We start from the raw sequence: 12715 nt of genomic DNA on the forward strand, positions 1-12715 counted from the left end.
ACGAGATGTTTCACGTGAATCATTTGCCGATACAGAACTCGGAAAATATCACACCGAGCAAATCTTCTACATCGACGCGTCCGGTGATACGACCGAGAGCCGTAGCGGCAAGACGCAGATATTCCGATCGGATCGCTAGATCCATGCCGTCTGATGTCAACGCATCACTAACATAGTTGCACGTCTCTTCAAGTCGTTTCTTGTGGCGCGCCCTGACGGGTGCCAGCGTGAGAGATGCGCCAACACGCTCTTCAATCGCCGCTGCGATGGCGGATCGAAGTTGATCGAGCCCTAACCCACTCTTGGCGGAGAGCGCAATATCATAAGGAACGATGGCGGTTTTGATGATATCCGATTTAGTTGCGATATTGAGGATTCTCCGCTGGTCTTCGACTGCCAATTGTTGCGGGGGCGAATCGATGTCAGATAGAAGCAAGATGAGGTCCGCATTCTCGGCAGTGAGACGTGCGCGCCTCACGCCTTCTTGCTCCACCACATCATCGGTTTCTCTCAGTCCTGCGGTGTCGAAAAGCGTCACGAGGTATCCGCCAACATTGAGATCGACGCTGAGAACATCACGCGTCGTTCCGGCAATGTCCGTGACAATCGCCACGTCACGTCCGCTCAACGCGTTCATGAGGGTCGATTTTCCGACATTCGGAGCGCCGACGAGCGCGACTTTAAACCCGTCACGGATGATTTCACTGCTCGAACCCGCGTTCAAATGCAGATACAGCTCATCCTGTAGAGTGGAAACATCTCTCCAAACCTGGGCCGATACCGAATCCGGAACGTCTTCTTCATCGGAAAAGTCCAACTCGGCCTCGATCAAGGCACGGCACCGCGTTAGACGATGAGCCCATCCATCATAGAGTCCAGACAGTCTGCCACTGGTTTGCTCCACAGCCAGACGTCGCTGCATTTCCGTCTCGGCTTTAAGAAGATCGGCGAGCCCCTCGACTTCGAGAAGGTCCATCTTGCCATTGTCATAAGCGCGCTTGGAGAACTCACCGGCCTCCGCCGGACGCAATGCTGGTATGACGGCGAGCTCTTCGAAGATCGCTGCGACCACCGCTTTGCTGCCGTGGACATGCAATTCGACACAGTCCTCGCCGGTAAAAGAGTTCGGAGCAGGAAAATTGAAGACTAGCGCCTGGTCTATCGTTTCATCGTTGCGGTTCCGAATCGTTTTCAGAACGGCGATCCGGGGCGTGGGTAAGTGCCCTCGGATCAATGTCTCCAACGCATGATGCGCCATTGGACCGCTGATACGCAAGATCGCCACACCGGCGGGTAGTGAGCCGCTGGAGAGAGCATAAATCGTGTCAGTGGATAGCAACATTGGTTTTCACTCCATCAAACGCTAGCAGCGCGGCAGTTCGGCTTTCATCACGGTTTATACAAAACCCGTTCAAAAGAATGGCCGCGCCCGTTTGATCGGACGCGGCCTTATGACCTAGCAGGACGAACCCAGCTGGTTAGGTGTTCATCGAGTCGAAGAAGTCGCCATTGTTTTTGGTCTGCTTCAACTTGTCGATCAGGAACTCAATGGCATCTGTCGTGCCCATCGGTGCCAAGATACGACGCAGAACGAAGATTTTCTGGAGATCCTGACGCGGAACGAGGAGGTCTTCCTTACGCGTGCCGGATTTGAGGATGTCCATGGATGGGAAGATACGCTTGTCGGCGACCTTGCGATCCAGCACGATTTCCGAGTTGCCGGTTCCCTTGAACTCTTCGAAGATGACTTCATCCATGCGGCTGCCTGTATCGATCAGAGCCGTCGCTATGATCGTCAGCGAACCACCTTCCTCAATATTGCGGGCGGCACCGAAGAAGCGCTTTGGACGCTGCAAGGCATTGGCATCCACACCACCGGTCAAGACCTTGCCGGAAGACGGCACGACGGTGTTGTAGGCACGGCCGAGGCGCGTGATCGAATCGAGCAGGATAACGACGTCACGGCCATGCTCGACAAGACGCTTGGCCTTCTCAATAACCATTTCAGCAACCTGAACGTGGCGAACAGCTGGCTCATCGAAGGTAGACGAGACCACTTCACCCTTCACGGACCGCTGCATGTCCGTCACTTCTTCTGGCCGTTCGTCGATGAGAAGAACGATCAGATAGCATTCTGGATGGTTGGCCGTGATCGAGTGGGCAATATTTTGCAGAAGGACGGTCTTACCGGTGCGCGGTGGCGCAACAATAAGACCGCGCTGGCCTTTACCGAGTGGTGCGACGAGGTCCATCACGCGGGCGGACAGATCCTTGGATGTCGGTATTTCGAGTTCCAGCTTGAAGCGCTCATTCGGATAAAGCGGCGTCAAATTGTCGAAATGCACCTTATGGCGAATTTTCTCTGGGTCGTCGAAGTTGATGGTGTTGACCTTGAGAAGGGCGAAATAACGCTCACCTTCCTTGGGTCCACGGATCGGTCCTTCGACGGTGTCGCCCGTTTTCAGCGAAAACCGGCGGATCTGTGATGGCGAGATATAAATATCATCCGGGCCTGGCAGATAGTTGGCATTGGCAGAGCGCAAAAAACCGAAGCCGTCCTGAAGAACTTCAACGACACCTTCGCCGATGATTTCAACGTCCTGACTGGCAAGAACCTTGAGAATTGCAAACATGAGCTCCTGCTTGCGCATCGTGCTCGCATTTTCGACTTCCAGGGATTCGGCAAACGTCAGCAAATCGGTAGGGGATTTGCTCTTGAGTTCCTGAAGCTTCATTTCAGCCATGAAGAGAAAGACCGTCTTTAAAATATGTGTGTGGGGGAAGGCTTGTTCGCGAATCAGGTACTGTGGGTGGCCCGCAGACGTCTGAATAATTCACATGCCATTGAGATGAGTGAGCGGAAAATAGCGTTTCAGCCTTCAAGCTGCAAGAGGAAAGCACCAATTCCGAGAAATTTATCGTGAACGGCCGTTATCCGAATGGTTTCACAACCACCAGTATGACTATGGCGATCATCAGAAGCGTCGGTGCCTCATTCATCAACCGCCAGTGACGGGCGGTGCGGGTGTTCTCGTCACGCGAAAAACGCTTGGCACTGCGGCTGAAATAGACGTGGGTCGCGGTCATCAGCACCACCAGCGCGATCTTTGCGTGCAGCCAGCCACCCTGGAAACCATAAACCGACCAGGCGAGATAAAGCCCCAACACCCAGGAGATCATCATCGCAGGGTTCATGATGATCTTGATCAGACGCTGCTCCATCACCTTGAAGGTCTCGGACTTGTCCGAACCAGGCTCAGCATCGGTGTGGTAGATGAAAAGCCGTGGCAAGTAGAACAACCCGGCCATCCAAGAGATCACGGCGATGATGTGCAGAGCCTTGATCCAGAGATAGGCATCTGCTGGATCGACATGCAGGACAGCGGCAATCAGGCCGACGAAGACCACAAGAGCGGCAGCCGCGCGCAAACGCGCCTTGCGACCTGATGTGTCAGACGTCGCTCTCTCCCGTGTCATCGCCGCTCCCCGTAAGAGCGCACCCGCGCCACCAGTTTCGTTACATTTTCCGGATCGGCCTGCGGCGTAATACCGTGGCCGAGATTGAAGATCAGTGGACCATTGCCAAGCTGTTCCAGGATCGCATCGATACCGTCTTGCAGCGCCTTGCCGCCGGCCACCATGCGCATCGGATCCAGATTGCCCTGCACAGGCCCGTCCTTTTGAAGATCACGGGCAAAGGAAAGCGGGACGCTCCAGTCGAGGCCAATGGCATCAGCCTTGGTTTTCTGGCGGTAATCTTTCAACAGAATACCGGCACCCTTGGCAAAAGCGATGATCTTGGCATCAGGGCGCCGGGCCCGAACGGACTGGATGATGCGCGCGACCGGCTTGATCGCATAATCCTCGAATTCCTTTTCACCGAGAACACCCGCCCAGGAATCGAAAATCTGCACCGCATCTGCACCCGCATCCAGCTGTGAAACGAGATAGTCGGCAGACGCCTCCGCAAGAAACGCCAGCAGGTGTTCCATAGCCTGCGGATGCTGGTAGCCGAACAGCCGCGCAGGTGCCTGGTCAGGTGTTCCGTGTCCCGCAATCATGTAGGTGGCGACCGTCCAGGGAGCGCCACAGAAGCCAAGCAGTGTCGTCTTGGACGGCAGCTCACGCCTCAGCCGTGTCACCGCCTCAAACACCGGTGCAAGATGCGGCAAAACATTGTCGGCCTTCAGTGCCGAAATCTCATCGGCCGTGATCGGGTCCATCGCCGGACCGCGCCCTTCGGTGAAGGTGACATTGCGATGCAGCGCGTCGGGGATCACCAGAATATCGGAAAAAAGGATCGCTGCATCCAGATCGAAACGACGGATAGGCTGAAGGGTGACTTCCGTCGCCAGCGCAGGATTATAGCAAAGATCAAGGAAACTTCCTGCGACCTTCCGCGTTTCTCGATACTCCGGGAGATACCGACCCGCTTGCCTCATAAGCCAGATGGGAGGAGGGGTGAGTGTCTCCCCGTTCAATACCTTCAAAACGTTCCGTTCAGCCATCAGCCCATCTTTTCTAAAATATAATAAAAGAGATTCTTAAAGATTTTCTATTTCTTAGAGTCTGTGAGTAGCAAGGATTAAATCCTGTCCGGCGGATATGCCGCATGGAGACAAAACCTGTCAGGGCGTTGGAACGTTCAACCATCAGCTCGGGAGCTATTGGGGATAAATCTGAATTAATCTTTTTTTTCAGTTCGTTAGATATTAATGCCGTGATTAGCTTTCTGTGGATAAGCGGGGCATGATTTTTGAGAGCTTTCAGTTCTCCTCACAATTCACAAGTCGCCTTTCACTTGCTACACAAAAACCCGATTGTGGATAAAATGGCACTTTTACACCGGACGGTTCAGGGCCAAGGCCAACGCGGCAGGTTGTCCAGTGTTATCAACAGGGAGCGGAAAACAGCGTGGAGAACACAAAAAGCTTCTTCCATCTTCATCTGATTTCTGACTCCACGGGCGAGACTCTGATGTCGGCGGGCAGGGCGGTGTCGGCCCAGTTTCACGCGGCGATGCCGCTGGAACACGTTTATCCGATGATCAGAAACCAGAAACAGCTTCAGCAGGTCATCGATAGCATCGATAAAGAACCTGGTATCGTCCTCTACACGATCGTCGATGAGCAGCTTGCGCAGTTCCTGGATTTTCAATGCCACGCGATCGGCGTTCCCTGCGTCAATGTGCTGGAGCCGGTCATCGGCATTTTCCAGACCTATCTCGGCACTACATCCAGGCGCAGGGTCGGTGCACAACATGCACTCAATGCGGATTATTTCGCCCGCATCGAGGCCCTGAACTTCGCGATGGATCATGATGACGGGCAGATGCCGGAAAGTTATGACGAAGCGGATGTCGTCATTATCGGTATCAGCCGCACATCGAAAACACCCACCAGCATCTATCTCGCCAATCGCGGTATCAAAACCGCCAACATTCCCGTCGTACCGGACGTGTCTTTGCCGGAGAGCCTTTATAAGGCCACAAGGCCGCTGATCGTCGGACTGGTCGCGACGTCCGATAGGATATCTCAGGTTCGGGAAAACCGCGAATTGGGTACAACAGGCGGTTTTGACCGCAGACAATATACAGACCGGGCGACCATTATGGAGGAGCTGAAATATGCCCGCGCGCTTTGCGCCCGCAATGATTGGCCGCTGATTGACGTAACGCGGCGCTCGATCGAAGAGACAGCTGCCGCCATTCTTGCCCTTCGGCAAAGGACACGTTAATCCCTTCGCTTCCTTCTTCGGAGACTGGGTTGATGAAACCGGACCTTATCCTTGCATCCACGAGTGCGTCCCGGCAGATGCTGATGCGCAATGCCGGTCTGACCTTTACGGCCCAGCCGGCCGATATCGACGAGCGCGCCATAGACACGCAGTTGGTGAAAGACGGCGCTACGCCTGACCGTGTTGCCGTGGAACTTGCCAGAGCAAAAGCCCTTGCCGTCAGCGCAGCGCAATCGGACGCTTTCGTGCTGGGTTGTGACCAAACCATGTCACTGGGATCACGCATTTATCACAAGCCGAGAGATATAGCCGAGGCTCATGCTAATCTCATTTCGTTGTCTGGAAAAACGCATCGCCTGAATTGCGGTGCGGCCCTGGCGCACAAAGGAACTGTTATCTGGGAAACCGTGACATTTGCAGACCTGACGGTTCGCCCGCTGACCGACGATTTCGTCGAACGTCATCTGAAGCGGGTGGGACAGAAGGTGTTATCCAGTGTCGGCGCCTATCAGTTGGAAGGGGAGGGCATCCAGCTGTTCAGTGCGATAGAAGGCGACTATTTTACCATTCTCGGACTACCGCTTTTGCCTCTCTTAACAAAACTGCGGGATCTGGGCCTGATCGATGGTTGATTCACGTGAAACATTAACCATCAAGGCCTTTGTGACGGGATACCCGATCAAACACTCCCGGTCTCCACTCATTCACCGCTATTGGCTCAAAGCTTTCGGTCTTGACGGTTCCTATGATGCGATTGCGGTTGCGCCTGAGATGTTCGAAGATTTCATCGTCGATTTGAAGTCTGGCAAGAGCAACTTTGTCGGTGGCAACGTCACGATACCGCATAAGGAATCCGCCTACCGATTGGCTGACAAGCCTGATGACGTCGCGCAAGAGCTGGGTGCCGCAAACACTTTATGGTTGGAAGATGGTCAGCTTCATGCGACCAATACCGATGGCTATGGCTTCCTGTCAAATCTCGACGCCCGCTGCCCAGGCTGGGATATGGCCGACAGGGCGGTGGTTCTGGGCGCAGGCGGTGCCAGTCGTTCGGTTATTCAGGCGCTCCGCAATCGCGGTATCGGCGAAATCAATGTCGTCAACCGGACGGTTGGTCGCGCAAAAGAATTGCGTAGTCGGTTTGGCGTGCGTGTCTTTGCCCATCCTCTGGAAGCACTGCCGGAGGTTCTCGCTGGTGCAGGCCTGTTCGTCAACACGACCTCATTGGGCATGGATGGCGCAGAAGCACCACAGATCGATTTTTCTGCCATTTTCTCGAATGCTGTCGTGACGGACGTGGTCTATATTCCCTTGAAGACGCCGATCCTCAAAGCGGCGCAGGACCAGGGTTTCACGACCGTCGATGGCCTTGGCATGCTTCTTTATCAGGCAAAACCCGGCTTTGAAAAATGGTTCGGAGAAACACCTGACGTAAACGAAGAATTGCGGGCGATCATCATCGCTGACATGGACAAGCACGCATGATCACCATTGGCCTGACAGGCTCCATTGGAATGGGAAAATCGACCACGGCTGGACTGTTTGCTGGTGAGGGCGTGGCCGTCTGCGATTCCGATGCGCTGGTGCATGATCTCTACGGCGATGAGGCGGTGCCGTTGATCGAAAATGCGTTCCCTGGCACCACGCAAAACGGGCGCGTGGATCGCGAAAGGCTGGTTGGGACACTGCGTGAGAATCCGGCTCACTTTCAGGTGCTGGAACAGTTGGTTCATCCGCTCGTCCAAAAGAAGCAGAAGCAGTTTCTGGATGCGCAGCGCTTGAGGGGTGCGGAGTTCGGGCTTCTGGATATTCCGTTGCTGTATGAAACCGGCGCGCAGGCGCGGGTGGACACCGTGGTCGTCGTCTCTTGTCCGCCCGAGATCCAACGGCAGCGTGTTTTTTCACGACCGGGGATGAGCGAGGAAAAGTTTCAGATGATCCTTGCGCGGCAGATGCCGGATGAGGAAAAGAGAAGGCGTGCCGATTTCGTCATCGATACGGGCAAAAGCCTGGATGATGCGAAAGAACAGGTGATGGCAGTGCTGGCCGCCTTGCGGTCAGATCAACACGGGGACATGTGACAATGCGCGAAATCATCTTCGATACGGAAACGACGGGGCTGGAATCCAAGGCCGACCGCATCATCGAAATCGGTGGCATCGAGCTGTTCAACCATTTTCCAACCGGCCGCACGCTGCATCTCTACATTAATCCGGGGGATCGCAAGGTTCATCCTGACGCTTTGGCCGTGCACGGTCTGACTGATGAGTTCCTGCAGGACAAGCCGAAATTCGAGGATGTCGTTCAGGAAATCAGAGATTTCTTCGAAGGCGCACGCTGGGTCGCCCACAATGCGACATTCGATATGGGCTTCATCAACGCCGAATTCGCCCGGCTCGGCATCGAAGCCGTCTCGCCTGAAGTCGTGACCGACACCCTGTCGATGGCGCGGCGCAAGCACCCGATGGGTCCGAACTCGCTGGATGCACTCTGCCGTCGATATGGGATCGACAATTCCCATCGCACCAGGCACGGCGCGTTGTTGGACTCCGAACTTCTGGCCGAAGTCTATATCGAGATGATTGGCGGGCGGCAGACGGCCCTGGGTTTCGGAACTGCCGTGAAGACTCAATCGACAGGGATCGTGGACGACATCCCGGTTGAAGGGATAACACGGGAAAGAACGTTGCCATCGCGATTGGATGCCGACGCAGCGGCGGCGCACGGCAAGCTTGTTCTGTCGATGGGCGAAAAGGCGATCTGGAACAAATATCAGCAGAACTGACCATGTCGATGTGGCGTCGGAAAATCCGCGCATTAAAAAACCCGGGCTTGAGACCCGGGTTTGTTTTCGATCAATGGTTTGAAGATCAGTTCGGAACGGCTTGAACCTTGGCGCGGGCCTGTTCTTCTGCAACGCGCTGCGCAAACATCTGCGAAAAATCGATCGGGTCGATCATCAGTGGCGGAAAGCCACCATTGCGCGTCACGTCTGCGATGATCTGGCGCGCGAATGGGAAGAGAAGACGCGGGCACTCGATAAAGAGAACCGGCAGCATATGCTCCTGCGGAAAACCGGTGATGCGGAAGACGCCGCCATAGACCAGTTCGGCCACGAACAGAACCTTGTCACCATCCTTGGCTTCGGCGTTTAGCGTCAGCACCACGTCGAAGTCCGAACCGGAAATCGGGTTCGCATTGACGTTGACATTGATGTTGATCGCAGGCGCACCATCGCGGGCCTGAAGCGAACGGGGAGCGCCCGGATTCTCGAAAGACAGGTCTTTCGTGTACTGGGTCAGAATGTTGAGGGAGGGGTTTGCACCGTCCTGCGCACCGTTTTCAGTGGTCATAATATGTCCTCGCGGATTGAATTCTTGGAAGCCCGTCTATCATCTCGACCATGGGCTTACAACCCTTTGATATGAGGGTTGGCATCAGGGTTTGGGCAAGTCTCGGTCATCCCGGTTTTGCGACCAGGGAGATTGCGCAGGACCATCGCGGTGGAAGTCGTCTTCATCCAGATCGACCACCTTTGCCGATGGTTCGCCCTGCGCACCGGGACGAAATCCCCTCGATTTGAACGAGCTTGCCACGACGATGCGTGGACCGAAGGATTTCCAGATCAGCGACCGGAAGCCGGGGATAAGAAGAAGAAGGCCGATCGTATCGGTGATGAAGCCGGGCAGGAACAGGAGAATACCCGCGATGACACGCATGCCGCCATTGACGATGGCTTGCGCTGGCTCGCCGCCGGTGCGGCTGGCATTTTGAAGATTGCGCATCATCCCAAGGCCGCCGGACCTCAAGATAACGAGGCCGAGGAACGAGGTGAACAGAATGAGCGCCAGCGTCAGCCAGACGCCGAGCGCCTTGCCAACGACGATGAAGCCGGCAATTTCCAGGATCGGCATCAACAGGACGACGACGGGCAACAAAGAGAAACGCATAATCCGAACCTTGCGTGTTGTCGGAACCCGTGCGTCTCATCCGAACGCAAACGAAGATGTCCCAACGAAATGAACCTGCGCACCGGACGTAACACAAAGCGTTTCAGGTTCGTCCGATGCTTGAACCTGGACCATATCGACAAATTGCCCGCCTTGGGAGACCAGCGCGTGAATCTGCATATTTGAATGATGAACAGATGCAGACTATATGATGTGTAGAAATTTGAATTTAAATGGTGGTGTCGGTAAAAGATGAACGCAAGCGACCTTATAACATTGTTTTTTCTTGTGGTTGCGGTGCTGGTTTTCTTCCAGCTTCGCAGTGTCCTTGGTCGTCGTACCGGCAATGAAAAGCCGCCTGTTGATCCCTATTCTCCGCGCGATGCGGTCAAATCTCCTACTGCTGACGATAACAAGGTCGTGACCTTGCCGAAGCGCGGCGACGACGAAGAGGAAAACCGCTTCGCGGAGATCGACGCTGTCGCACCTGTGGGATCTGCGCTCAATGATTCTTTACGGGAACTGAACAAGACTGATCCGACCTTCCGTCCGAAGGAATTCCTGAACGGCGCGCGGATGGCGTATGAGATGATTGTCATGGCGTTTGCCGAAGGCGACAGAAAGATCCTCAAAGACCTCCTTTCCAAGGAAGTGTACGAGGGCTTCGACGCCGCCATTTCCGACCGGGAAAGCCGTGGCGAAGTGGTGAAATCCACATTCGTCGGCACTGAAAAGATCGATATTACCCAGGCCAGCATTCGCGATTCCGAAGAGCAGATCACCTTGCGCATCGTCAGCCAGTTGATTTCCGCCACCTACGACAAGGACGGCAAGCTGATCGATGGGGACCCCGAAAGCGTATCGGATGTCGACGACATCTGGACCTTCTCACGTGATATCCGCTCACGCGATCCAAACTGGAAGCTGATTGCGACCGAATCCGAACAATGAGCAGCACTGGCCGGGATTTCGTCTTAGAAGAGGTGTCATTCGACCAACTGCCACGTTGGCAGGCGGACGATCCTTCTTCGCTGTTTCCGGCCATGCAATCCGTCCTCTCTCATCTGCGCCATGCTAAACCCTACCGCACCGGCGCATTGGGACTGAGTGCACAGGAGCTTTCTGCGATACTGGAGAAAGCTGATGAAACCAGCTTCAAGGACGCAGGCTCGGCTCGGCTGTTTTTCGAAGACCATTGCGTACCCTTCAAGATAGTGCCCTCTCACGGCAAAAGTGGCTTCGTAACCGCGTTTTACGAGCCGGAACTCGCAGTGGCGGCAAAGCCCGATGCGACCTTCAAATATCCGATCTATCGCCGCCCACCTGATCTGGTTGATCTGGATGATGCGAACAGGCCACCCGATATGGATACATCCTATGCCTTCGGCCTGCAGCGTGGTGATAGGATTTCGACCTATCCCGACAGGGGCGAGATCGACCGGGGTTATCTGGATGGTCGAGGCCTTGAGATTGCCTGGGCAAAATCGAAGGTCGATCTGTTTTTCGTGCATGTGCAAGGCGCTGCGCGGTTATGTTATGCCGATGGAACGATCAGGCGCATCACTTATGCGGCAAAGGCAGGACACCCGTTTTCAGCCATTGGTCGCCTTTTGCTGGACAGGGGCGAGCTTGAACCCTCCACCATCTCGATGCAGACCATTCGCCAATGGCTCAACGACCACCCTGATGACGTGAACGAGGTCTTGTGGCACAATCGATCCTACATTTTCTTCCGGGAGGCGGATGTGGAGGGCCTGGAGCTTGGACCGGTTGCGGCGGCCAAGGTGCCGTTGGTTGCGGGCAGGGCGCTTGCGGTTGATCGCCTGATCCACACCTTCGGCTTTCCGTTTTATATCAGTTCGCAAAGCCTGACCCATCTGGATGACGGGCGCCCTTTTGCGCGTTTGATGCTGGCGCTCGATACGGGTTCTGCCATTGTTGGTCCTGCGCGTGGCGATATTTTCACCGGCTCCGGTGATCAGGCAGGGGAACTGGCCGGGACGGTGCGCAACAACGCTGATTTCTATATCCTTATTCCGCGTGAGGCGGCGGAAAGGTATCGCTAGATGAAGGGTGGGCGCAAACTCGGTCGGGACGAACGCATCTTATGGGGAAAGGTCGCCAAGACGACGCGGCTGATTTCCGGGCGCGTCGAAGATCTTATCGCCTTCGAGGCCCTGGAAGCCGAGGTCGAACCCGCTCCCCCGGCAACACCCGCAAAAAAGCCCATTCCTCCTTTTCCGAAGATGATCATCGAGCCGGTACCGCAACCGGTCGCGATGGAACTGGACAAAAAGCGCATTCACAGCCCACTGGAAAAGCCTGTAAAGCGCAAGCTTACCCGCGGGCGATTGCCGCTCGAAGCGCGGATCGATCTTCACGGCATGTTCCAGAGCGAGGCCCACGCGGTTCTTCTCGATTTTCTGGTCCGCGCCCATGAGCGCGGGCTGCGCCACGTTCTGGTCATCACTGGCAAGGGCCGCTCGATGGGCAGCGATGGTGCCCTGAAACGGGCGGTACCGATGTGGTTTTCCAAACCGGAATACCGCCACCTCATTTCGTCCTATGAGGACGCCTCGATGAACCATGGCGGTGATGGCGCGCTCTATGTCCGTCTCGCCCGCCGACGCGGAGACACCTCATGACACCGTTTGCCGAGGCGGTTCGTCTTCTTCGCGAAAAGAAGGGCGTGACGCAAAAGCAGATGGCATTGTCGATCGGCGTATCGCCTGCCTATCTCTCTGCACTGGAACATGGAAAACGTGGCAAGCCAAGCTTCGATCTGCTTCAGCGCATCGCCGGTTATTTCAACATCATCTGGGATGAGGCGGACGAGCTTTTCTCGCTGGCCGGTACATCCGACCCACGTGTCGTCATTGATACCGCCGGGTTACCGCAGGAATATACCGCTTTCGCCAACGGATTGGCGCGGAATATTCGCAAGCTGCCGCCAATTGTGATAGAGGAATTGGCAGAGGTGCTGCAAAAAAGCCGTTCTTGCGATTGAAACCCACGCTATCCCCTGCTTT

15 protein-coding genes are annotated in these 12715 nt (G+C 55.3%); 9 read left to right on the forward strand and 6 right to left on the reverse strand.

All coding sequences use genetic code 11. The features are described 5' to 3' along the window. Window positions 1-19: 19 nt before the first annotated feature. From mnmE to hemE, 4 genes are all read right to left on the reverse strand, one after another. A complete protein-coding gene (gene mnmE / locus RMR21_RS14135; RefSeq protein WP_498668607.1) occupies window positions 20-1342 on the reverse strand; it encodes a tRNA uridine-5-carboxymethylaminomethyl(34) synthesis GTPase MnmE in 1323 nt (440 codons plus the stop codon). Between the two features lie 136 nt (window positions 1343-1478). Next, window positions 1479-2744 (reverse strand): transcription termination factor Rho, encoded by a 1266-nt coding sequence (gene rho, locus RMR21_RS14140; protein WP_108722654.1) that lies wholly within the window; start codon window positions 2742-2744, stop codon window positions 1479-1481. A gap of 187 nt (window positions 2745-2931) precedes the next feature. Continuing rightward, window positions 2932-3477, reverse strand: coding sequence for a protoporphyrinogen oxidase HemJ (gene hemJ, locus RMR21_RS14145; RefSeq protein ID WP_498668608.1), 546 nt, complete (start codon window positions 3475-3477; stop codon window positions 2932-2934). Next, on the reverse strand, window positions 3474-4508 hold the full coding sequence (hemE, locus tag RMR21_RS14150) for a uroporphyrinogen decarboxylase (protein WP_498668609.1): 1035 nt from the start codon (window positions 4506-4508) through the stop codon (window positions 3474-3476). The genes hemJ and hemE overlap by 4 nt, the downstream gene beginning before the upstream one ends. Before the next feature lie 406 nt (window positions 4509-4914). On the opposite strand from hemE, the gene RMR21_RS14155 reads away from it, so the two are divergent. The 5 genes from RMR21_RS14155 to dnaQ are packed head-to-tail and all read left to right on the forward strand — an operon-like array spanning window position 4915 to window position 8521. Further along, the gene (locus RMR21_RS14155) at window positions 4915-5736 is read left to right on the forward strand and encodes a pyruvate, water dikinase regulatory protein (protein WP_498668610.1); all 822 of its coding nucleotides are present in this window, start codon (window positions 4915-4917) and stop codon (window positions 5734-5736) included. Between the two features lie 32 nt (window positions 5737-5768). After that, on the forward strand, window positions 5769-6368 hold the full coding sequence (locus tag RMR21_RS14160) for a Maf-like protein (RefSeq protein ID WP_498668611.1): 600 nt from the start codon (window positions 5769-5771) through the stop codon (window positions 6366-6368). After that, window positions 6361-7221 carry a shikimate dehydrogenase gene (locus tag RMR21_RS14165; protein WP_498668612.1) on the forward strand — a complete coding sequence of 287 codons (861 nt, stop codon included), beginning with the start codon at window positions 6361-6363 and terminating at the stop codon, window positions 7219-7221. Before RMR21_RS14160 ends, RMR21_RS14165 begins: the two co-directional genes overlap by 8 nt. Further along, window positions 7218-7817, forward strand: a complete 600-nt coding sequence (coaE, locus tag RMR21_RS14170) for a dephospho-CoA kinase (protein WP_498668613.1) — start codon at window positions 7218-7220, stop codon at window positions 7815-7817. Before RMR21_RS14165 ends, coaE begins: the two co-directional genes overlap by 4 nt. 2 nt (window positions 7818-7819) lie before the next feature. Then, window positions 7820-8521 (forward strand): DNA polymerase III subunit epsilon, encoded by a 702-nt coding sequence (gene dnaQ, locus RMR21_RS14175; protein WP_498668614.1) that lies wholly within the window; start codon window positions 7820-7822, stop codon window positions 8519-8521. A gap of 85 nt (window positions 8522-8606) precedes the next feature. On the opposite strand, the gene secB is transcribed toward dnaQ, so the two are convergent. Further along, on the reverse strand, window positions 8607-9089 hold the full coding sequence (secB, locus tag RMR21_RS14180; RefSeq protein ID WP_113493620.1) for a protein-export chaperone SecB: 483 nt from the start codon (window positions 9087-9089) through the stop codon (window positions 8607-8609). Window positions 9090-9173: 84 nt separating this feature from the next. Next, window positions 9174-9686 carry an FxsA family protein gene (locus tag RMR21_RS14185; protein ID WP_498668615.1) on the reverse strand — a complete coding sequence of 171 codons (513 nt, stop codon included), beginning with the start codon at window positions 9684-9686 and terminating at the stop codon, window positions 9174-9176. A 252-nt stretch (window positions 9687-9938) separates the two neighbouring features. On the opposite strand from RMR21_RS14185, the gene RMR21_RS14190 reads away from it, so the two are divergent. The 4 genes from RMR21_RS14190 to RMR21_RS14205 are packed head-to-tail and all read left to right on the forward strand — an operon-like array spanning window position 9939 to window position 12693. Continuing rightward, window positions 9939-10637 carry a Tim44/TimA family putative adaptor protein gene (locus RMR21_RS14190; RefSeq protein WP_498668616.1) on the forward strand — a complete coding sequence of 233 codons (699 nt, stop codon included), beginning with the start codon at window positions 9939-9941 and terminating at the stop codon, window positions 10635-10637. Beyond that, complete coding sequence (gene mltA / locus RMR21_RS14195) at window positions 10634-11752, forward strand: murein transglycosylase A (RefSeq protein WP_498668617.1); 1119 nt, start codon at window positions 10634-10636, stop codon at window positions 11750-11752. Before RMR21_RS14190 ends, mltA begins: the two co-directional genes overlap by 4 nt. Next, window positions 11753-12331, forward strand: a complete 579-nt coding sequence (locus RMR21_RS14200; protein WP_498668618.1) for a Smr/MutS family protein — start codon at window positions 11753-11755, stop codon at window positions 12329-12331. After that, complete coding sequence (locus RMR21_RS14205; protein ID WP_498668619.1) at window positions 12328-12693, forward strand: helix-turn-helix domain-containing protein; 366 nt, start codon at window positions 12328-12330, stop codon at window positions 12691-12693. The genes RMR21_RS14200 and RMR21_RS14205 overlap by 4 nt, the downstream gene beginning before the upstream one ends. Window positions 12694-12715 lie beyond the last annotated feature (22 nt).

The organism is Agrobacterium sp. rho-8.1 (assembly GCF_033957725.1).
Classification (GTDB): Bacteria; Pseudomonadota; Alphaproteobacteria; order Rhizobiales; family Rhizobiaceae; genus Agrobacterium.